Annotated in this window: 18 protein-coding genes; 15 read left to right on the forward strand and 3 right to left on the reverse strand. The window is 62.2% G+C overall.

All coding sequences use genetic code 11. The features are described from left to right. Position 1 precedes the first annotated feature (1 nt). From C1H69_RS16155 to pepN, 4 genes are all read left to right on the forward strand, one after another. Positions 2 to 487 carry a YajQ family cyclic di-GMP-binding protein gene (locus C1H69_RS16155; RefSeq protein WP_102654404.1) on the forward strand — a complete coding sequence of 162 codons (486 nt, stop codon included), beginning with the start codon at positions 2 to 4 and terminating at the stop codon, positions 485 to 487. Between the two features lie 207 nt (positions 488 to 694). Next, a complete protein-coding gene (locus C1H69_RS16160) occupies positions 695 to 1228 on the forward strand; it encodes an Hsp20/alpha crystallin family protein (RefSeq protein WP_102654405.1) in 534 nt (177 codons plus the stop codon). Between the two features lie 161 nt (positions 1229 to 1389). Further along, positions 1390 to 1794, forward strand: a complete 405-nt coding sequence (locus C1H69_RS16165; RefSeq protein WP_102654406.1) for a YbaN family protein — start codon at positions 1390 to 1392, stop codon at positions 1792 to 1794. A 76-nt stretch (positions 1795 to 1870) separates the two neighbouring features. Continuing rightward, positions 1871 to 4504 carry an aminopeptidase N gene (gene pepN, locus C1H69_RS16170; protein WP_102654407.1) on the forward strand — a complete coding sequence of 878 codons (2634 nt, stop codon included), beginning with the start codon at positions 1871 to 1873 and terminating at the stop codon, positions 4502 to 4504. 36 nt (positions 4505 to 4540) lie between these two features. On the opposite strand, the gene C1H69_RS16175 is transcribed toward pepN, so the two are convergent. Continuing rightward, complete coding sequence (locus C1H69_RS16175) at positions 4541 to 4828, reverse strand: hypothetical protein (RefSeq protein WP_102654408.1); 288 nt, start codon at positions 4826 to 4828, stop codon at positions 4541 to 4543. Between the two features lie 257 nt (positions 4829 to 5085). Here C1H69_RS16175 and C1H69_RS16180 point away from each other — a divergent pair, with 257 nt between their 5' ends. The 3 genes from C1H69_RS16180 (at position 5086) to C1H69_RS16190 (ending at position 8465) form a co-directional block, all read left to right on the forward strand. Further along, the gene (locus C1H69_RS16180) at positions 5086 to 5682 is read left to right on the forward strand and encodes a LemA family protein (protein WP_102654409.1); all 597 of its coding nucleotides are present in this window, start codon (positions 5086 to 5088) and stop codon (positions 5680 to 5682) included. A 12-nt stretch (positions 5683 to 5694) separates the two neighbouring features. After that, a complete protein-coding gene (locus C1H69_RS16185; protein ID WP_102654410.1) occupies positions 5695 to 7617 on the forward strand; it encodes a M48 family metallopeptidase in 1923 nt (640 codons plus the stop codon). Between the two features lie 161 nt (positions 7618 to 7778). Then, positions 7779 to 8465: a hypothetical protein gene (locus C1H69_RS16190; protein ID WP_102654411.1), complete on the forward strand. Its 687-nt coding sequence runs from the start codon at positions 7779 to 7781 to the stop codon at positions 8463 to 8465. Between the two features lie 116 nt (positions 8466 to 8581). On the opposite strand, the gene C1H69_RS16195 is transcribed toward C1H69_RS16190, so the two are convergent. Beyond that, positions 8582 to 8788: a cold-shock protein gene (locus C1H69_RS16195; RefSeq protein WP_102654412.1), complete on the reverse strand. Its 207-nt coding sequence runs from the start codon at positions 8786 to 8788 to the stop codon at positions 8582 to 8584. Positions 8789 to 9279: 491 nt separating this feature from the next. On the opposite strand from C1H69_RS16195, the gene C1H69_RS16200 reads away from it, so the two are divergent. Beyond that, positions 9280 to 9924, forward strand: a complete 645-nt coding sequence (locus C1H69_RS16200) for a LysE family translocator (protein WP_102654413.1) — start codon at positions 9280 to 9282, stop codon at positions 9922 to 9924. A 71-nt stretch (positions 9925 to 9995) separates the two neighbouring features. On the opposite strand, the gene C1H69_RS16205 is transcribed toward C1H69_RS16200, so the two are convergent. Continuing rightward, positions 9996 to 11948, reverse strand: a complete 1953-nt coding sequence (locus C1H69_RS16205; protein WP_102654414.1) for a transglycosylase SLT domain-containing protein — start codon at positions 11946 to 11948, stop codon at positions 9996 to 9998. A gap of 210 nt (positions 11949 to 12158) precedes the next feature. Between C1H69_RS16205 and C1H69_RS16210 the strand changes: the two genes are divergently transcribed. The 7 genes from C1H69_RS16210 (at position 12159) to sixA (ending at position 20217) form a co-directional block, all read left to right on the forward strand. Next, positions 12159 to 12692 carry a PaaI family thioesterase gene (locus C1H69_RS16210; protein WP_240609971.1) on the forward strand — a complete coding sequence of 178 codons (534 nt, stop codon included), beginning with the start codon at positions 12159 to 12161 and terminating at the stop codon, positions 12690 to 12692. After that, a complete protein-coding gene (locus C1H69_RS16215) occupies positions 12682 to 13152 on the forward strand; it encodes a PaaI family thioesterase (RefSeq protein WP_102654415.1) in 471 nt (156 codons plus the stop codon). The genes C1H69_RS16210 and C1H69_RS16215 overlap by 11 nt, the downstream gene beginning before the upstream one ends. Positions 13153 to 13247: 95 nt before the next feature. Further along, a complete protein-coding gene (gene htpG / locus C1H69_RS16220) occupies positions 13248 to 15152 on the forward strand; it encodes a molecular chaperone HtpG (protein ID WP_102654416.1) in 1905 nt (634 codons plus the stop codon). Positions 15153 to 15523: 371 nt separating this feature from the next. Beyond that, positions 15524 to 17095 carry a Re/Si-specific NAD(P)(+) transhydrogenase subunit alpha gene (locus tag C1H69_RS16225; protein ID WP_102654417.1) on the forward strand — a complete coding sequence of 524 codons (1572 nt, stop codon included), beginning with the start codon at positions 15524 to 15526 and terminating at the stop codon, positions 17093 to 17095. 16 nt (positions 17096 to 17111) lie between these two features. Then, on the forward strand, positions 17112 to 18557 hold the full coding sequence (locus C1H69_RS16230; RefSeq protein WP_102654418.1) for an NAD(P)(+) transhydrogenase (Re/Si-specific) subunit beta: 1446 nt from the start codon (positions 17112 to 17114) through the stop codon (positions 18555 to 18557). Between the two features lie 114 nt (positions 18558 to 18671). Beyond that, positions 18672 to 19739: an NAD(P)H-dependent glycerol-3-phosphate dehydrogenase gene (locus C1H69_RS16235; protein ID WP_102654419.1), complete on the forward strand. Its 1068-nt coding sequence runs from the start codon at positions 18672 to 18674 to the stop codon at positions 19737 to 19739. Beyond that, complete coding sequence (gene sixA, locus C1H69_RS16240) at positions 19732 to 20217, forward strand: phosphohistidine phosphatase SixA (RefSeq protein ID WP_102654420.1); 486 nt, start codon at positions 19732 to 19734, stop codon at positions 20215 to 20217. The genes C1H69_RS16235 and sixA overlap by 8 nt, the downstream gene beginning before the upstream one ends. Positions 20218 to 20302 lie beyond the last annotated feature (85 nt).

A 20302-nucleotide genomic window follows, 5' to 3' on the forward strand; every position in this document is an offset into this window, starting at 1 on the left:
CATGCCCTCCTTCGACATCGTCTCCGAATTCGACAAACATGAAGCCAGCAACGCCGTGGATCAGGCCAATCGTGAAATCCAGAGCCGCTTCGACTTCAAGGGCGTCACGGCGAGTCTCGAGCTCAATGGCGACACCGTCCAGCTCGAAGCCGAGGTCGATTTCCAGCTCACGCAGATGCTCGACGTGCTGCGCAATCGACTCATTGCCCGGGGCATCGACGCTCGCTGCATGGATCCGCAGGCTCCCGAGCTTTCCGGTGTCCGGGCTCGCCAGCAGATCATTCTGAAGCAGGGGCTGGAGCAGAAGGAAGCCAAGGACATCGTCAAGCGCATCAAGGACAGCAAGCTCAAGGTCCAGGCGCAAATCCAGGGCGACAAGGTTCGCGTCACCGGCAAGAAGCGTGACGACTTGCAGCAGGTCATGGCACTGCTGAGAGGAGAAGGCGGCCCGGACCTCGCTTTGCAGTTCGATAATTTCCGCGATTGATCTTATCTGCCGCCAAGGACTGAGCGATCGCCACTGGCATGCGGCCGTATTTCGTCATTGACTGACTCAGGTCAAAGTGGTGTTCGATCGCACTTGAACAATTTCCCCGCGCCACCAGATTGATACATGCCTAGGGGCCCATACCTGATGGCAATGGGTTATTTCGATGTGCGTCACGAATCGAGACGATCGAACAGGAGGTGGCGTATGAATCTGCAAAAGTTTACTCCCTGGAACTGGTTCAAGAGCGAGCGTGCCGATGCGCCGGCACCCTCATCCTTGACCGAGCCCCGTAGAGGCGAAATCACGCCGCTGCTGGGCATGCATCAGGAACTGGATCGCTGGATGGACAATGTCATGCGCCAATTCGGCATGCCGTCACTGGAAAGCCGTTTTGGTGACATGCCAGGCCTGTTGAGGCCACAGCTCGATATTGCCGAGCGCGAGTCCGAGTACCTGATCAGTATCGAGGTGCCCGGTGTCGAGGAGAAGGACATCAAGCTGGCCCTGGACGACCATCGTCTGGTGATCGAGGGGGAAAAGCGTCAGGAAAGTCGCACCGAGGAGGACCACTTCAGTCGGGTCGAGCGTTCCTATGGCAGCTTCCGCCGCGTGCTGGACTTGCCGGCGGATGCCCGCGCGGAGGAAATATCGGCCTCCTTCGCCAACGGTGTCCTGACGGTGCAGGTGCCGCGCAGCGCGGAGGCAAAGCCGCCGCGTCGTGACATTCCTATTCAGTAGGAACTCGACATCTCATGTCGTTGCGAGCTCGTCCCGGTGGCGAGCTCGCTCTCGTTCCGTGGCGCCGAATGGCGTCATAGGCAGAGGCGATTGGCCATTAGCCCTTCAATGGGCTTCAATGGGAAGCAACCGAACATTCACGATCACCCCGGAGGGAGCGTATGCATTCGCTTCGCCGCGTTGCTTACATTGCCTTGGCCTGGGTCAGTTTCATTCTTGGCGTCATTGGCGTCTTCGTGCCGTTGATGCCGACCACCTGCTTCATGCTGCTGGCGGTCTGGGCGGCTTCCCGAGGCTCACCCCGCTTTGCATCGTGGATTCGCGAACACCCGCGCTTTGGGCCGCCTGTCGTGGCCTGGGAGGGGGAAAGGGCCATCCCCCGGCATGCCAAATGGCTGGCCCTGACCATGCTGGGCTTCTCGGTCCTGATCCTGCTGTTCACTCTCAGCCTGTTCTGGCTGAAAGCCATCCTGGTGACCGGCTTGTCCCTGTTGGGACTATGGATCGCCAGCCGCCCCGAGCCCCGTGGGCTGCCTGCTCCCTCCACGCACCTCATTCGCCGATGACGCGCCAGGTAGCTTTGAGGTTGGGGAGCCGGCCCCCGTACAATGGTCACCGATTCCCGCCAGGAGCCTTTTTCTGATGTCTGAACCCAAGCCGACCTTCTTGCATGACTATCGGCCGCCTGCCTATCGTGTTACCCATACCGAACTGAGCTTCGACCTCGAACCCGGCGCGACCCGCGTCAAGGCCAGCCTGCATCTGGAGCGGCACCCGCAGCGGGAAGCGGGATCACCCCTGATGCTCGATGGCGAGCAGCTCGAGCTCAAGTCGATCGCCATTGACGGTCAGCCCCTGGACGACGATGAATACTCGCTCTCCGAGACAGGCCTGACCGTACACCGGGTCCCCGAGCGCTTCCGGCTGGATACCGAGGTGGAGATCGCTCCGGAGGAGAACACCGCCCTGGAGGGGCTGTACCTCTCCAACGGCATGTACTGCACCCAGTGCGAGGCCGAGGGTTTCCGTCGCATCACCTTCTACCCGGATCGCCCCGATGTCATGGCGACTTTCTCCACCACGGTGATCGGCGACCAGGCTCGCCTGCCGGTACTGCTCTCCAACGGCAACCCCGTGGAACGTGGGGAACTCCCCAACGGCAAGCATTTCGTCACCTGGGAGGATCCGCATCCCAAGCCTTGCTACCTGTTTGCCCTGGTGGGCGGCGACCTGAAGAAGGTCGAGGATCGCTTCACCACCATGAGCGGTCGCGAGGTAGCGCTTCAGATCTGGGTAGAGGAAGAGAACCTGGGCAAGACCGGCCATGCGATGGCGTCGTTGAAGCGTGCCATGAAGTGGGACGAAGAAACCTATGGTCGCGAATACGATCTCGACCTGTTCATGATCGTGGCGGTGAACGACTTCAACATGGGAGCCATGGAGAACAAGGGGCTCAACATCTTCAACTCGGCGGCGGTGCTGACCCATCCAAAGACCGCTACCGACGTTGCCTTCCAGCGGGTCGAGAGCATCGTTGCCCACGAGTACTTCCATAACTGGTCGGGTAATCGGGTGACCTGCCGTGACTGGTTTCAGCTTTCGCTGAAGGAGGGGTTTACGGTATTCCGCGACCAGTGCTTTTCGGCGGACGCCAATTCGGCACCGGTCAAGCGTATCGAGGATGCCTCCTTCTTCCGTACCGCCCAGTTCGCCGAGGATGCCGGTCCTACCGCCCATCCGGTACGGCCCGATCATTACATCGAGATCGGCAATTTCTATACCCTGACCATTTATGAGAAGGGTGCCGAAGTCGTGCGCATGCTGTGCAACCTGGTGGGCTGGGAGACCTTCCGTCGCGGTAGCGATCTCTACTTCGAGCGTTTCGATGGCCAGGCCGTCACCATCGAGGACTTCGTATCGTGCATGGCAGAGGTATCGGGGTTGGACCTGTCCCAGTTCATGCGGTGGTACTCCCAGGCCGGAACGCCGGAGATCGATGCGTATGGCGAGTACGACTACGCCAATGCCGAATACCATCTGACCCTGCGTCAGCGAACCCCCGTCACCCCGGGGCAAGCCGACAAGCAGCCGTTGCACATCCCGGTGCGCATGGGGCTGGTGGGCACCAAGTCCGGACGGGATCTGAGCCTGAACCTGGAAGGCGAGGATCTCGGTACCGCTGCCGTCATCCACCTGCGCGAGGCGGAGCAGTCCTTCGTGTTCACCGATGTCAGCGAGGCACCGGTGCCCTCGTTGCTGCGCGGCTTCTCGGCTCCGGTTCAGCTGCGCTTCCCCTACAGCCGCGAGGACCTCGCTTTCCTGCTGGCCAATGATTCCGATGGCTTCAACCGTTGGGATGCCGGCCAGCGCCTGGCCATGCTGGCGCTGGATGATCTGATCGCCGCGCATCGCAATGGCGTGGAAAAGGTGATGGACCCAAGGATCGTCGAGGCTTTCCGCGCTCTGCTTGAGCGGGGGAGCGATGACAAGGCGGTGCTGGCCGAGATGCTGACGCTGCCCTCCGAAGCCTATATTGCCGAGCAGCAGCCGCTGGTGGATGTGGATGCCATCCATGCCGCCCGGACTTTCGTCAAGCAGTCCCTGGCGGTGACCCTGCGTGACGAATTCATGGCGCTCTTCGAAGCCAACCGTTCTGATGAACCATATGCGCCCGAACCCGAGCAGATCGGTGCACGCAGCCTGAAGAACGTGGCGCTCTCCTACTTGATGGCGATCGAGGACGAGCAGGGCATCGAGCTGACCCAGGCCCAGTTCGATGCCGATCACAACATGACCGATGTCCGTCATGCACTGACGCTGCTGACGCACAGCAGTCGTGATGAACTGGCCGATCCGGCGCTGCGGGCATTCGGCGAGAAGTGGGCCCACGACCCGCTGGTGATGGACCAGTGGTTCAGCCTCCAGGTCACCCGTCCGCAGGCGGACGCCCTCGATCGGGTCAAGTTCCTGATGGCCCACCCGGCCTTCTCTATGAAAAACCCCAACAATATTCGTGCCCTGATTGGCGCCTTCGCCAACCAGAATCGGGTGAATTTCCACCGTGCCGACGGGGAGAGCTACCGGCTGCTGGCCGATGTGGTCATCGAACTCAACCGCCTAAATCCCGAGGTGGCGGCACGCCTGATCACGCCGTTGACGCGTTGGCAGCGCTTCGACGAAGCCCGTCAGGGGCTGATGAAGGGCGAACTCGAGCGCATTCGTGCCGAGAGACTCTCGCCCAATGTCTATGAGGTGGTGGAAAAGGCCCTCGCCTGACCTTGGGTCAGGCGAGCCCTCTCCTCATGAGCCCAATCAGTTGATCAGCCAGCTCAGCACCGTGACACCCAGCACCGCCCAGATGACAGTGGCGATCAGGCTGCGACGGAGCAGGGCGCGAAGGCCAAGATAGAGCAGCCAGAGGCCAAGTATCAGAACCACCAGGCTTATCAACGAGGGGGAAATCCCCAGCGAAGCCGATAGCCCGTGGAGGAAACCCTGGGCGGCATCGCCGAGGTTGCGGAAGAAATGGATCAGTAGATCCACCACGAAGCGGATGATGTCGCCGAGAGTGCTGCCCAGCCAGGTAAAGAAATCTTGCATGCGTCGTTCCGGTAGCCTTGTTCGATCATATCGAGCACGGCACCTACGATATCATCCATGATGGCCCGGCCCACCAACTTGTTGTCGTCTTGAGAACATTCGTGGGGGAATCGACCCGACATGGACAGGCTCGCCTGTTAGCCTTGTCACCGGCCATGCCATACCGGCCATGGCGGCGCTGGGCAGACCCGGGCAACTGATCAGACAGTAACGGACATCAAGATCGCGCCAATGGCGCTGGACGGAGAGGGAAGAACATGAACGTTTCATTGATCGTCATACTTGTTGTGCTGGGCCTATTGGTATTTTACGGCTTCAGTATCTATAACCGTCTGGTGGCGTTGAAGAATCGCTACCAGAATGCCTTTGCTCAGATTGAGGTGCAGCTCAAGCGACGATACGATCTGATTCCGAACCTGGTCGAGACCGCCAAGGCCTACATGGCCCATGAGCGGGAGACCTTGCAGGCTGTCACCGAGGCGCGCAACACCGCCCTGGCTGGCCTGAAGACCGCCGCGGCCCATCCCGGCGAGCCTGGCGCCATGGCTGAACTGGCCGGGGCTGAAGGGGCGCTGGGTTCTGCTCTGGGTCGGCTGAATATGGTCATGGAAGCTTACCCGGACCTCAAGGCTTCCGAGAACATGCGACAACTTTCCGAGACCCTGACCAGTACCGAGAACCGGGTGGCCTTCGCTCGCCAGGCCTTCAACGATGCCGTCATGCAGTACAATACCTATAGGCAGAGTTTCCCCCCGGTCGTGCTGGCAGGCCCCATGGGGCACCGAGAGGATGCGGCTCTGCTGGAATTCGAGGACAGTGCCGAAATTCAGGCGGCGCCAAAGGTCAGTTTCTGACGGGGGTGTCGCATGGATTTTTTCGAAGCCCAGGATCAGGCCAGGCGGCTGACCGCGCGGTTGATTCTCCTGTTGATCGTGGCAGTAGTGGGATTGGTCGCCGTTGCAGTGCTGGTGGTGGCGGTTGCCATGGCTCTGCTGGACGGAGGGCAAGCCGGCGCCGATCCGCTGGACAGGGCGCTGGATCCGGTCCTGCTGGGCAGCGTGGCGATTGGCGTGCTGGCAGTGGTTGGCCTTGGCAGCCTGACGCGTCATATACAGCTGAAGGCGGGAGGGGCCACCGTGGCGGAAGCGCTGGGAGGCCGGCTGATCAACGCCGGCACCCGCGATGGCGATGAGCAGCGGCTGCTCAATGTCGTGGAGGAAATGGCCATCGCTTCGGGCATGCCAGTGCCATTGGTCTACGTACTGGAAGAGCCGGCAATCAATGCCTTTGCCGCGGGCCACTCGCCCCGGGATGCTGTCATCGGCGTGACTCGCGGGGCTATCCAGGTGCTGGATCGAGACGAGCTGCAGGGCGTCGTGGCCCACGAATTCAGTCATATCCTGCACGGCGACATGCGACTCAACATGCGCCTGGTCGCGCTGCTGTCTGGCATACTGCTCATTGGTCTGGTCGGTCGGATGCTGCTGCGTGGCACGGCGGGCAGGGGTGCCGTACGCAGCTCCCGCCGCGGTAATGGCCAGATCGTCATGCTGGGGGCGGGGCTCGCCCTGATGATCGTGGGCTCGGTGGGTTCCCTGTGCGGCAATCTGATCAAGGCGGCGGTGAGTCGGCAGCGGGAATTCCTGGCGGATGCCAGCGCGGTACAGTATACCCGCCACCCTGATGGCCTGGCCCGTGCGCTGAAGCGATTGGCGGCACATACCCATGGCTCGGAACTCGGCGCGGTCCAGGCGGCCGAATTCAGCCACCTCTATTTTGGTCGTGGACTTCCGGGGTTGAGCGGCCTCACGGCTACCCATCCACCCCTGACGACACGTATCGAACGGCTGCAGCCAGGCTGGGATGGCAGTCTCCCCGAGCCGCGCCCGGTCAATGGCCAGCCCGCTACCGGGGCGCAGCAGCCCGGTGCAGCGCCTGGTGCCGCCGGGTTGGCGGGAGCCGCGTCCGCCCATACCGGGTCTGCACGCTCCGGCGGTCCCGCTGGCCTCGCCCAGCGGGTCGGCCAGTTGCGACCGGAAGATCTCGTTCGGGCACGACAGGCGCTGGCCGGGATCGATGCTCGCTTGCTGGACGCCGCGCATGATCCATATGCCGCCCGGGCGCTGGTCTATGGCATTCTCATGGGCGTTGACCCGACTAGCCGCCAGCGTCAACGGCAGGCCTTGGTGACACAGGCCTTGCCAGAAGTACTCGGGGAGCTCGACCGTCTGGCTGAACCCCTCGAGGAGATAACCCCGGGGCAACGGCTACCATTGATCGAGCTGACCTTGCCGATCCTGCAGTCGCTATCCACCGCCCAATATGCCCGCTTTCGGGCTTGCCTCGTTTGTCTGATGGAAGAGGAAGCGCAGCCAGGCGCACTACAGTGGTCGCTGCATCGGTTGTTGACCGTGGGTATCGAAGGGGCGCGTCACCGCCGCTATCGCAAGCGCCACCTGTACCAGGTGGACGCCGCCGCCGGGCGGTTGTTGTCGAGCCTTGCCAAGGCGGGAGAGGTTGAAGAGCAGGAGGCGCGTGATGCCTTTCGGGCTGCCGTCGCGGAACTGCCGATCACACCCGATTTCGTGGCGGTACCAGCGAGTCCGGATGAGCTCGACCGGGCCGTGGAACACTTGCAGCAATTGACTGACGAGGAGCGGTTGCAACTGCTGACGGCCATGGGCCGATGTGTCTCACATGATGGGCGTATCTCGGCTCGCGAAGCGGAGCTGCTGCGGGCCGTCGCCTGGTCCCTGGGCTGTCCGCTTCCGGCAACGGCCACCGATTGACCGACAGTGGGTATTCGCTTCACCTTGCCACGGGATCGTTTTCCCTCTCTGTTGTCCAACCCGTTACGCCAAGGCAAAAATGCTGTCGACTTGCAGGTACGTCAGGGCTTTGCTGCAATAAGCTTCCTTTTGACGGCCTTACATAGACTGGAGATACCCGAATGGCGAAAAAACCCTGGATACCGGTGGCAGCCGTGCTGGCCCTTGCGCTGGGTCTGGTTGGCTGCGGCGATGCTGAGGAAGATGCCGGGGTAACCGAGACCGAGGAGGTCGGTACTCCCGCTGGCGAGGCCACCGATGATATGGCAACCGAGGAAGATGAAACGCTGCAGGAGGAGGCGCCCGCTCCGCTACCGGCGGAGGACGACACTGCCGAAGCGTCCGAGGAGGACGGCGTGGGCCTTCCGCCGGATGACGATATAGACACGGACGTGGAGACACTGGGCGAGTCCCCGACTGCCACCCTGGAGGAAGGAGGAGCACTGCCAGGCGAGCCGACGCGCTCTGACATCGATGCGATCCTGGAGGATACCGAGCGTCGCTTCGAGGAAGCCCAGAGGCAGATCGACGAACAGTATGAAGAGGCCGAGCAGGATCCGCCGGTGTTCGAGCCCATGGAGGATCCGACCAGCCTGGAGCCCATGGAAGACGATGAACGGGGTGCAACGTCAACCATCAATGACGGCGATGCGCTTCCCGGCGAGACGACCCAGTCCGACATCGATGCACTGCTGGAGGAAACCGAACGCCGCTTCGAGGAAGCCCGCCGCCAGTTGGACGAGCAGTTCGAAGAGGCCGAGCGCAGGGATCCGCAGAGCGAGGCACCTCGGTTCGACATCGAGGACTGATCCCGGATGCAGGCCCTGTCCCACGAAAAAGGCCCACCAGAAATCGGTGGGCCTTTCGTCTGAGGCGGTCTGCCTTCAATCAGAAGACAGGCCTGCACGCTTGCCGAGGCAGTGCCTCAGTTGGCGATCTTGATGTTGGAGGCCTGAAGGCCTTTCTTTCCCTGAGTGACCTCGAAGGTGACCTTCTGGCCGTCTTGCAGGGTCTTGAAGCCGTCAGCCTGAATCTCGGAGAAATGGGCAAACAGGTCATCACCACCATCATCCGGTGAAATGAAGCCGTAACCCTTGGTGTCGTTGAACCACTTGACAGTGCCAGTTGCCATTGTCGATTTCCTTACTTCCTGATTAATCGTGCTGGGCACTCGGCTGTGCCGCCGGAGGCCCGAAGTGCGTGGGCAAGGCTAGAAAGGTGCGCTTCGGGTGTATCGACGAATCCAAATACAACTGACGACTTTCTACTTGCTGACCAACGCAGCGGATCATGCAGAAATGGCCCTGGAGGCCCCATGACGAGTACCTTGCCGCAGCCATACTGCCCGCTCAATCAACTGTAGATAGAATTTTTCTAAGCGTCCAGAGAATCTCGACCGAGAGATCGCCCTGGCATAACCGACAGGCAAGCAGGCTTCCTGCCCGTTTCTCGGTACGCGATTGGTGGGTCGCCTCTACTCCACGCAGGCTCGCTGTCGTGCCGCGGTGATCGATGGCATTGGCCATGGGCATCCGGCAAGCGGTAGTGGGACGGCGCACTTCTGGCGTAGAATCGCTCTCTGCGAGTTCGAGGCCTTCCATGACTTGGGGAGAGACAATCGACATGTTGCTGGATGCCCATTTCTGGCCATTTCTGGTTGCCATTACGCTGCTGACCATGAGCCCCGGCGTCGATACACTCCTGGTGATTCGCAACACGGCCCGTGGCGGGGTGCGTGATGGTGTCTTGACCAGTCTGGCCATCTGCTGTGGCCTGTTCGTGCACGCGGCGGTTTCCGCACTGGGCATATCGCTGATTCTGTTGCAGTCCGCCTGGGCCTTCTCCGTGCTCAAGCTGGCCGGGGCCGGTTACCTGATCTGGCTGGGGGCTGCCAGCCTGCTTGCGGCCAGGCGGGGCCAGGGGTTACCGGTCGCGGCGATGCAGGGGGAGCGCCAGATAGTGCCGATAGGGCGTCCGCTGCGGGAAGGGCTGCTGTCCAACGTCCTGAATCCCAAGACGGTGATCTTCTACATGGCCTTCCTGCCTCAGTTCATCGCGCCGACCGACCCGGCCTTGCTCAAGTCGCTGTGGCTGGCCGGGGTGCATTTCGTCATCGCCAACCTGTGGCAGATCGGCATTGCCGTGACGGTGAGTGGAGCAGGGCGGTGGTTGGGCAGCCGAGCCTTTTCCCGAGGGCTCAATGGAGCCACCGGAGTGGTACTGATCGGGTTTGGCCTCAAGCTGGCCTTCGAACGGCAGCCGGCCTGATTGACGAGCTACGCCATGACATAGGCCCCGGTATTTGGCCGGGGCCTATGTCGTTCGCGACCCGGGCGGAGTCAGTTGCGGGCCAGCAGTGACCCATCATAGCGGACGGTGGTTTCCGCTGAGCTAAGCATCGCGACGCCTTCGGAGCTGCCACCGTTGGCCAGGCTCTCGAAAATGACCCGGTAGGCGAGTACCGCCTGAACATAATCGCGAGTTTCGCGGAAGGGGATGCTCTCCACGAACAGATCGAACTCCTCCGGCGAGTCGCGCAGCCAGCGATCGACCCTGCCTGGTCCCGCGTTGTAGGCCGCGGCAGCGGCCAGACGATTTCCGCGATAACGGGCGGTCATGTCACGGATGTAAGTGCTGCCCAGACGTATGTTGAGCTCCGGGTCGAGGACACCGTGGGGCCCCGGGTCACTGATGCCGAGCTGTCGGCTCAGCAGGGTGGCGGTGCCGGGCATGATTTGCATCAGGCCGCGGGCGCCGGCGGGAGAGAGCGCCACGGGATTGTAGGCGCTTTCGCGCCTGGCGATGCCCATCAGCAGATAAGGATCGACACCGGTATTGTTCCCCCAGCGCATGAAATGCTCGCGATAGGCTTCCGGGAAGCGCCAGTCAAGCGCATCCCACATCTGGCCTGTAATGGTGGTCTGGACCAGACGCGCATGCCAGCCACGGCGTTGGGCATAGTCGGCAAGCGCCCTTGCTTCCCGCTCCGTCCCGGTGGCCACGGCGTTCAGCCATTCGCTGTTGGCCAGGCCATCCTCGCCGATGCGCAGCAGTGCCTCGGTACGCTGCACCGCCGGCCAGCGGGCGATCTCCTCACGGAAACTCTCGTCGAAACCGCTGCGCTCCAGGTTCAGGGCATAGGGCTGACCGATACGGTCGGCAGCCGCGAAGGCAAAGAAGTTGCGTCCTTGCGCCGCTCGGGCATACGCCTCCCGGGCCTGGTCGGAATCGCCCAGCTGCTCATGGGCCCGTGCCATCCAGTATTGCCAGCGACTGTCATCGCGGGTCTCGTCGGGCAGCATCGCGACCCAGCGCAGCGCGTCGGCCCAGTCGCGCTGGGTCAGGGCATGCCGAACACGCAGTTCGAGCACTCTCGATGTGCCTATCCGTGGCAGGGCATCGTCCACCCAACCCCGGTTGTTGTCGATATTGCGCACCAGGGAATAGAACGCGAGATCCTCTTCGATGGCATGACGATGATCGCCATCGAAGGGCAGGTGCGAGGCAATCTTGCGCCATGCTTCCATGGCGGCTTCGGTATCGGCTCGGGTGAAGCCGTACATGGCAGCGGCAAACAGCGCGCCGCTGCCGTGGCACTCGGGACCGATACAGGTGGGCACCTGGGTCACGGCTGCGTAATCGCGCTGCAGGCGGGACACGGCATCGCGTGCTTCCTGCCAGCGACTGCCGAGCTGGCGACCCAGGAAGCTGGCGAGACCGGTTTCTCCCTGCCGCCAGGCCAGCATCTTGCGCTCCCAGATGTCCAGTTCGGTGATCTCGCCTTTTTCGCGGAGACGATTGAACAGGGTATCGCATGCCGATGGCTGGGAACTGCCGACATGCCAGAGTTTCCGGCCCCCCTCAGCGGCGGCAAGGGGATCGGGGCCCAGCAACGCCGTATAGTAATGGCACTGTCGTTCGGTTCCGCTGGGCTCGCCATCGGCTACCGCCAGCAGGCTGCCGTAGCGTCCGGCACTACCGTAACGGCTGATGGCCTGCCCTCGCATCCACTCGGCCAGAGGGGCGTCTTTATGACGCTCGATGAAAGCCAGGACCTGGCCTGGCTCGGCCAATGGCAACTGGTTGCGCAGGCGATGATATTCCACGTAGCCGGAAAGGACATGGTCATCGATCGCGGCGCTGTTGACCCTGTCCCATTGCTGGTTGCGTGCCGCCTCCAGGGCATCACGCAGGGCGCTGTCACTGGGCTGGCCATAGGCCACGAGAGGCAGGCTGAGTGCTGCCGCGGCAAGCCAGGCGGCGGCGCGGCGAACCGGGTGGCGATGGCGCATGGTGTCGGCCTCCGAAAGGCTGATGTCGAGGTCCCCGTATCGTCGCCTATTGGCAACCGTTTGAGTAGAGCCTCGGCCGATTTCCTTTCAATCGAGGTATCGGGGTACGTTTCGTTGAAAGCCGCGCCGCTTGTGCTGCCCGTGGGCGAGGGCTAGGCTTGGCAGATATAGATCAAACGCTTGTTGGAATTTGCCGCGAGGAGTGCAGGTGTGATCCCTGATGACCTTGATGACGAAGCGGCGGGATTCCGTGCCACTGGCCCAGGTCCTGACGCCTGGCGAACCGCCCTGAACCGGTTCGTGGCGGTGATCCCTCATACCCGTGAGCTGGGCCTCGAGGTGGTTTCCGTGACGCCTCCCAATGTGACCATGCGCTTGCCTTGGCGGGATGAACTGCTGGGGGATACCACTCGAGGCCTGGTACATGGCGGCGTGTTGACCATGTTGCTGGATACTGTCTGCGGCTCTGCGGTGCTGTGCTCATTGCCGGCTCCCGAGGTGTGCCCGACCCTGGACCTTCGTGTCGATCACTATCGACCCGCGTTGGCACGGCTGCCTATCATGGCCCGGGCTCGAGTGCTGAGGGTGACCGAGTCGATAGTGTTCACCGAGGGGATCCTTTGGCAGGAGCCCGAGCGGCCTATCGCACGGGGGACCGGCAACTTCGTGCGTTTGGGGTCGCGCAATACCCCCCCGGGTTTTGGTGAGGCGCTCTTCAGCGGGGTGGATGACCATGCAGGATGATTTCCACGACGTGACCTGGCTGACGAAGACGCGAGCCGAGGGGGATGTGGCATCCTGGCTGGCTCGGCTGCCCTATGCCCGGTTCATCGGTATCTCGGCCTCGCCCGATGGCGAGGGGAACGGGTTGATCTATCGGCTCGAGCCCCACGAGTACAACGTCGGCAATGTTCTGTTGCCGGCGATTCATGGCGGGGTCGTGGCCGCGTTCATGGAGACGGCTGGCACCCTGGACCTGATGCTGGCGGCCCGAGAGCCCCGCCTGCCGCGGATCATCGACTTCTCGATCGATTACCTGCGTACCGCCCGGGTGGTGCCGACCCATGCCCGTTGTACCCTGCTCCGCGAAGGGCGCCGTCTGGCCAATGTCAAGGTAACCGCCTGGCAGGCAAATGAAGAGAAACCGGTGGCCACGGCGCGCCTTCACTTCGTATTGTCCACTCCCGAAGACCCCAGCGGTTGAAATCGCCATCCTGGTCCCCATATCGCTGAACAGTTCTGCATTGGGCGACGCCAATAGTGGCGTCGCCGCTGGTTCAAGCCATGAGGTACCGATCCATGTCCACTACCGCTCACGAGGAAACCCTCGGCTTTCAGACCGAGGTCAAGCAGCTCCTGCATCTGATGATCCACTCCCTCTATTCCAACCGGGAGATATTCCTGCGCGAGCTGATTTCCAACGCCGCCGATGCCTGCGACAAGCTGCGCTATGCGGCGCTGGATAACGATGCCCTTTATGAGGGCGACAGCGAACTGCGCATCGAGATCGAGCATGATCAGGCGGCCGGTACCGTGACCGTTCGCGACAACGGTATCGGCATGAGCCGAGCCGAAGTGATCCAGAACCTGGGCACCATCGCGCGCAGCGGGACCGCCGAGTTCCTCAAGCAGCTTTCCGGCGAACAACAGAAGGACGCCAGGCTGATCGGCCAGTTCGGGGTGGGCTTCTACTCCAGCTTCATCGTGGCCGACGAGGTGACGGTGCGCACCCGCAAGGCCGGCACCGAGCACGGTGACGGTGTCGAGTGGCGCTCGAAGGGTGAGGGTGAGTTCACGGTTGCCGACATCGACCGCGAGCTTCATGGCACCGAGATCGTCCTCCACCTCAAGAAGGACGCCGGTGAGTTTGCCGACGACTACCGTCTCAAGAGCCTGGTCCGCAAGTACTCGGATCACATCGAGGTTCCGGTGCGCATGCCGAGCGTCGATGTCGAGCGGAATGACGAGGGCGAGGAGATTCCCGGCACCGAGAAGATCCGTTGGGAAAACGTCAACGAAGCGACGGCCCTGTGGGTGAGACCCAAGAGTGACGTCTCGGATGACGACTACAAGGCCTTCTACAAGCATGTGGCCCATGACTTCAGCGACCCGCTGAGCTGGAGTCACAACAAGGTCGAGGGCAAGCTCGAATACACCAACCTGCTCTACGTGCCCGGCCGTGCTCCCTTCGACCTGTATGAGCGGGATGGGTCCCGTGGGGTCAAGCTCTACGTGCAGCGCGTCTTCATCATGGACGATGCCGAGCAGTTCTTGCCGATCTACCTGCGCTTCATCAAGGGCGTGCTCGATACCCGAGAGCTGTCGCTCAATGTCTCGCGCGAATTGCTGCAGCAGGACCCCAAGGTCGAGAAGATCAAGAGCGCCCTGACCAAGCGGGGGCTCGACATGCTCAAGAAACTGGCCAAGGACAAGGAAGCCTACCAGACCTTCTGGAATACCTTCGGCAGCGTGCTCAAGGAGGGGCCGGCGGAAGATTTCGCCAACCGCGAGAAGATCGCCGCCCTGCTGCGCTTCTCCAGCACACATACCGACAGCTCCACTCAGGACCAGTCACTGTCCGACTATGTCGAGCGTATGCAGGAAGGCCAGAAGAAGATCTACTATATCGTTGCCGACAGCTTCAATGCGGCCAAGAGCAGCCCCCACCTGGAGATATTCCGCAAGAAGGGCATCGAGGTACTGCTGTTGAGCGACCGTATCGACGAGTGGTTGATGAGCCACCTGACCGACTTCGATGGCAAGTCGTTCATCGATGTCGCCAAGGGTGAGCTCGATCTCGGCGATATCGAAGGGGAAGAAGAGAAGAAGGCCCAGGAGGAAACCGCCAAGGCCAAGGAGGAACTGGTCAAGCGTGTCCAGGATGCCTTGGGAGAGGAGGTCCAGGAGGTCAAGGTGACTCATCGATTGACCGACTCGCCGGCATGCGTTGTCCTGCCTGAGCATGAGATGGGGTACCAGATGCGCCGTATCATGGAGGCCGCGGGGCAGCCGGTTCCGGACGTCAAGCCGATCCTGGAGCTCAACCCCGAGCATGCCCTGGTCGCCCGGCTCGAGTCTGCCGAAGGGGCGAGCTTCAGCGACCTGGCGCGAATCCTGCTCGACCAGGCGATCATCGCGGAGGGTGGCCGACTCGATGATCCAGCCGCTTACGTCAAGCGTCTCAACGCATTGCTGACCGCTTGATGATGGAGGGTGCCCGAAGGGCGCCCCAGCAAGTACTTGCCAACCCCACCGGTCCGACGGGCCGGTGGGGTTCTTGTTGGTGGCGTGGAAAGGTTTGCGTCATTCGTCAGCCCGTGACACTCGCACCGGTCGTTACCCCGTCTTCATTGCCCGTATGGGTCGGCTAACGTGACGTGCTGCTTGCCCTGCTTCGTAGTAATGTTGGTTTGTTACACAGAAATCGCAGCGGCGGTGCCTTGCTACAGGGAGTGCCGTGTGGGCGGGAGCTGCGCTCTTGGTGGTCTTGGTTGCCTTGAGGGGTTTCTGTATCTCATGTATATGTGTTGTGCAAAAGTCACGCAAGAACAAACCCACACCATGGGGGACCCAACGTGAAGATCGGATCACCGAAGGAACGATACAGGGGCGAGGCGCGGGTCGCCTTGACGCCTGAGAGCGCGCAGCAGATCCAGAAGCTGGGGCATGAATGCCTCGTCGAATCGGGGGCGGGCGAAGCCGCCGGTTTTTCCGATGAGACATACCGTGAGGCGGGGGTCACCGTCGTGGCGGATGCGGCCTCCCTCTGGAGGGAAACCGACGTCGTCATCAAGGTACGCGAGCCTTCCGATGAAGAAGCCGATCTGCTGCGTGAAGGGCAGACGCTGATTGCCTTCTTCTGGCCCGCCCAGAACGAGGCATTGCTCGAGCGCTGCAAGGCGCGGGGAGCGACGGTCATCGCCATGGACATGGTGCCGCGCATCTCGCGTGCGCAGAAGATGGATGCGCTCTCGTCGATGGCGAACATTGCCGGCTATCGGGCGGTGATCGAGGCGGGTAACAACTTCGGGCGGTTCTTTACCGGTCAGGTCACCGCGGCGGGCAAGGTGCCGCCGGCCAAGGTACTGGTGATCGGCGCCGGTGTGGCCGGACTGTCGGCAATCGGTACGGCTGCCAGCCTGGGGGCGGTCGTGCGTGCCTTCGACGTGCGCCCCGAAGTCGCCGAGCAGATCGAATCCATGGGTGCCGAATTCCTGTTCCTCGACTTCGAGGAGGCGCAGGACGGCTCGGGCAGCGGTGGTTATGCCGCCCCCTCCAGCCCGGAATTTCGCGAGAAACAGCTGGCGCTTTTCCGCGAACAGGCCCCGGATGTCGATATCGTCGTCACCACCGCACTGATTCCGGGCAGGCCGGCTCCCAAGCTGTGGCTCGAGGACATGGTCAAGGCCATGAAACCGGGGTCGGTCATCGTCGACCTGGCCGCCGAGAAGGGCGGCAACTGCGACCTGACCGAGCCGGACAAGAAAGTCGTCAGCGACAATGGCGTGACCATTGTCGGCTATACCGACTTTCCCTCGCGCATGGCGACCCAGTCATCGCTGCTCTACGCCACCAACATCCGCCATATGCTCACCGATCTGACGCCGGCGAAGGATGGCGCGATCGTGCAGAACATGGAGGACGACGTGATCCGTGGCGCGACGGTCGCTCACCGGGGTGAAATCACCTTCCCGCCGCCGCCGCCCAAGGTCAAGGCCATTGCCGCCGCCAAACCGAAGGAGAGGGTCAAGGAACCCACGCTGGAAGAGAAGAAGGCGGCAGAGCTTGCGACCTTCAAGGTGCAGACCAAGCGTCAGTTGACGCTTCTCGGTGTGGGTGGTGCGCTCATGCTGGTGCTGGGTCAGGTTGCGCCGGTGTCATTCATGCAACATTTCATCGTTTTCGTCCTGGCCTGTTTCGTCGGGTTCCAGGTGATCTGGAATGTGAGTCACTCGCTGCATACCCCCCTCATGGCGGTGACCAACGCGGTCTCCGGCATCATCATCCTTGGCGCGATATTGCAGATCGGTTCGGGGAACTGGATCGTGGTACTGCTAGCGGCGGTGTCGGTACTGATCGCCACCATCAATATCGTGGGTGGCTTCCTGGTGACACGCCGGATGCTGGCCATGTTCCAGAAATCCTGAGCGGCGGAGAAAAGACATGTTGGGTCAAGGTTTTGTTTCTGCCGCAGCCATTGCGGCAAGCGTGCTCTTCATCCTCTCGCTGGGGGGGTTGAGCAACCAGGAAAAAGCCAAGCGCGCGGTGTGGTACGGCATCGTGGGCATGGCCGTAGCGGTCTTCTTCACGGCCTTCGGGCCGGGGATCGGCGGCTACTGGTGGATGATCCCGATGATCATCATCGGCTCGGTGATCGGTTGGTACGTGGCCAGCCGGGTTGCCATGACCGAAATGCCACAATTGGTGGCGGCCCTGCATAGCTTTGTCGGCCTGGCGGCGGTATTCGTCGCCTGGAATGCCGACCTGGAGCGGCGGCGAGTCATGGCGGCCCAGCTGGCCGGCGCCACCACGGAACACTTCTCGGCTTTCGCCGCGTTGGTCGCGACCAAGGCGCCCGATGAGCTGATGTTCCTGCAGATCGAGGTAGTCTTTGCGATCTTCATCGGTGCCGTCACCTTCACCGGTTCGGTGGTGGCCTTCGGCAAGCTGGCCGGCAAGGTGGATGGCAAACCCAACCCGTTGCCTGGCGGCCACATGCTCAACGCCGGTGCCGCTCTGCTGTGCCTGGTACTGGCGATCGCCTATATCGGCGGTGCGGGTTTCTGGACGCTGTTCATCCTGGCGGTATTGGCCTTCTTCATCGGCTGGCATCTGATCATGGGAATCGGCGGCGCCGACATGCCGGTGGTGGTGTCGATGCTGAACAGCTACTCGGGCTGGGCAGCGGCGGCCATCGGCTTCACACTCTCCAATGATCTGCTGATCGTGACCGGTGCGCTGGTCGGCTCGTCCGGTGCGATTCTTTCCTACATCATGTGCAAGGCGATGAACCGCAATTTCATCAGCGTCATCCTCGGTGGCTTCGGTGCCGCCCAGAGAGGCGCGGCAGCCGAGATCGAAGGTGAACAGGTGGCGATCGATGCAGGCGGTGTGGCCAGTTCCCTGAATAATGCCAACAGTGTGATCATCGTGCCGGGCTACGGTATGGCGGTGGCCCAGGCGCAGAACGCGGTCAGCGAACTGGTGCGCAAGCTGCGTTCGGCGGGAAAGGAGGTGCGTTTCGGTATCCACCCGGTGGCCGGCCGGCTGCCCGGGCACATGAACGTGCTGCTGGCCGAGGCCAAGGTGCCGTACGATATCGTGCTGGAAATGGATGAGATCAACGACGATTTTCCGAAGACGGACGTGGTGATCGTCATCGGCTCGAACGATATCGTCAATCCCGCGGCGCAGGATGACCCCAACAGCCCCATCGCCGGCATGCCGGTGCTGGAGGTGTGGAAGTCCTCGGTGGTGTTCGTCTGCAAGCGCGGTCAGGGCACGGGCTACTCCGGTATCGAGAACCCCTTGTTCTACAAGGAAAATACGCGCATGTTCTATGGGGATGCCAGGGAGAGTATCGATTCGCTGCTGTCGCTGATCGAGTGAACCGGGGAGCCCGGGGCGTCATGTCCCTCGGGCTGCTACTCTCGACGAAGACGCCCTCCTCGAGGGCGTTTTTCGATACAATTCCCTCTACACCTTCATTCTATCGGGGCGACCATGTCAGATGATCCCATGCGGGTGGCAGTGCTGGGCGGAGGCAGTTTCGGTACGGCGCTTGCCAGTATCGCCGCAGACAACGGAGGCGAGGTGTGTCAGTGGTTGCGCGACCCCGAGCTGGCGGCGCAGATCAACCGTGAACACCGTAACGGCCGTTACCTGCCCGATTACGCCATCAATCCGACCGTGAAGGCTTCCAGCAACATGCAGGACGTCCTGGAGCGCGCCGAACTGGTGCTGGTGGCCATTCCCTCCAACGCCTTCCGGGATGTCGTGCGACAGGCTCGGCCCTGGCTGCATGCCGACCAGATCCTGGTGAGCACCACCAAGGGTATTCAGGAAGATGGCTTCAAGCTGATGAGCCGAATTCTCGAGGAAGAGACCGGTTTCATCCATATCGGCGTGATCTCCGGGCCCAATCTGGCGACCGAGATCGCCCAGAAGCAGCTTACCGCCACGGTGGTGGCAAGCGACGACCCCTTGACTCGGACACGGGTGCAGAAGGCCCTGGGCTGTGATTATTTCCGGGTCTATGCCAGCAATGATCGTTACGGTGTCGAGCTGGGCGGTGCCCTCAAGAACATCTATGCCATCGCCGCGGGGATAGCCGCGGCCCTTGGCATGGGGGAGAACACTCGCAGCATGCTGATGACCCGAGCGCTGGCCGAGATGGGGCGCTTCGCGGTGGATCAGGGGGCCAATCCCATGACGTTCCTGGGGCTGGCCGGGGTCGGTGATTTGATCGTCACCTGTTCGTCGCCCCTCTCGCGAAACTATCGGGTCGGCCACGCCCTGGGACAGGGCAAGAGCCTCGACGAAGCCGTCGAGGCACTGGGCCAGGTGGCCGAAGGGGTCAATACGGTACGGCTGGTGCGAGACAAGGCGCGTGAGGACAACGTCTACATGCCGTTGGCGGAAGGGCTCTATCAAGTGCTGTTCGAGGGTGTGCCGGCCAGGGAGATGGCACGCATGCTGATGCTCGGGGAGCAGAGCAGCGACGTCGAATTCCTGCTTTCCCGCGAGGATGTCCAGCAGGCCCACCGACGCGTCGAGACCCGCAATGAGTGAACGCCTGCTCATCATGCGCCACGGTGAAGCCGGCCCCGGCTACCCGGATGCCGAGCGGGTACTGACGTCCAGGGGGCACGCCGAGGTGGCCCGGATGGCCGATTGGCTGCAGTACCGGGCGCTGGATGGCATTCGTATCCTTGCCAGCCCCTTCGCGCGCGCCCGACAGACCGCCGATCATGTGGCGGCGGCCCTGGGCAACGAGGTAGAGACCCTGGCGATCATCACCCCGGACGACAGGCCCCAGGCCGTGGGCGACTGGCTGCTGGAACAGGCGACTGCACGGCCTGTACTGCTGGTCAGTCATATGCCATTGGTCGGCGCCTTGACCGGGCTGCTGGTCGAGGGGCGTGCCGACCGTGGGCCAGGCTTCCCGACGGCTGCCGTTGCCGAGCTCGAGGCCGAGATATGGGCGGCGGGCTGCGCCAACATGATCCGCTTTACGACGCCGCGCGACGTTCCGGAATCACCGGTCTAGCTCGAGTGTCTTGGGCGGCTTCGAATAGAGAAGAAGGACGCAATCGGTGAAGGCGGAGGCCTGGAGCAGTTCGAAGTGGTGGTTG

It is taken from the genome of Billgrantia endophytica, assembly GCF_002879615.1.
Taxonomy (GTDB): domain Bacteria; phylum Pseudomonadota; class Gammaproteobacteria; order Pseudomonadales; family Halomonadaceae; genus Halomonas; species Halomonas endophytica.

What these genes read in the sequence shown, in the direction of transcription:
- C1H69_RS16155 (WP_102654404.1), top strand. Translation starts at nt 2, where the DNA reads ATGCCCTCCTTCGACATCGTCTCCGAATTCGACAAACATGAAGCCAGC.
- C1H69_RS16160 (WP_102654405.1), top strand. Translation starts at nt 695, where the DNA reads ATGAATCTGCAAAAGTTTACTCCCTGGAACTGGTTCAAGAGCGAGCGT.
- C1H69_RS16165 (WP_102654406.1), top strand. Translation starts at nt 1,390, where the DNA reads ATGCATTCGCTTCGCCGCGTTGCTTACATTGCCTTGGCCTGGGTCAGT.
- pepN (WP_102654407.1), top strand. Translation starts at nt 1,871, where the DNA reads ATGTCTGAACCCAAGCCGACCTTCTTGCATGACTATCGGCCGCCTGCC.
- C1H69_RS16175 (WP_102654408.1), bottom strand. Translation starts at nt 4,828, where the DNA reads ATGCAAGATTTCTTTACCTGGCTGGGCAGCACTCTCGGCGACATCATC.
- C1H69_RS16180 (WP_102654409.1), top strand. Translation starts at nt 5,086, where the DNA reads ATGAACGTTTCATTGATCGTCATACTTGTTGTGCTGGGCCTATTGGTA.
- C1H69_RS16185 (WP_102654410.1), top strand. Translation starts at nt 5,695, where the DNA reads ATGGATTTTTTCGAAGCCCAGGATCAGGCCAGGCGGCTGACCGCGCGG.
- C1H69_RS16190 (WP_102654411.1), top strand. Translation starts at nt 7,779, where the DNA reads ATGGCGAAAAAACCCTGGATACCGGTGGCAGCCGTGCTGGCCCTTGCG.
- C1H69_RS16195 (WP_102654412.1), bottom strand. Translation starts at nt 8,788, where the DNA reads ATGGCAACTGGCACTGTCAAGTGGTTCAACGACACCAAGGGTTACGGC.
- C1H69_RS16200 (WP_102654413.1), top strand. Translation starts at nt 9,280, where the DNA reads ATGTTGCTGGATGCCCATTTCTGGCCATTTCTGGTTGCCATTACGCTG.
- C1H69_RS16205 (WP_102654414.1), bottom strand. Translation starts at nt 11,948, where the DNA reads ATGCGCCATCGCCACCCGGTTCGCCGCGCCGCCGCCTGGCTTGCCGCG.
- C1H69_RS16215 (WP_102654415.1), top strand. Translation starts at nt 12,682, where the DNA reads ATGCAGGATGATTTCCACGACGTGACCTGGCTGACGAAGACGCGAGCC.
- htpG (WP_102654416.1), top strand. Translation starts at nt 13,248, where the DNA reads ATGTCCACTACCGCTCACGAGGAAACCCTCGGCTTTCAGACCGAGGTC.
- C1H69_RS16230 (WP_102654418.1), top strand. Translation starts at nt 17,112, where the DNA reads ATGTTGGGTCAAGGTTTTGTTTCTGCCGCAGCCATTGCGGCAAGCGTG.
- C1H69_RS16235 (WP_102654419.1), top strand. Translation starts at nt 18,672, where the DNA reads ATGTCAGATGATCCCATGCGGGTGGCAGTGCTGGGCGGAGGCAGTTTC.
- sixA (WP_102654420.1), top strand. Translation starts at nt 19,732, where the DNA reads ATGAGTGAACGCCTGCTCATCATGCGCCACGGTGAAGCCGGCCCCGGC.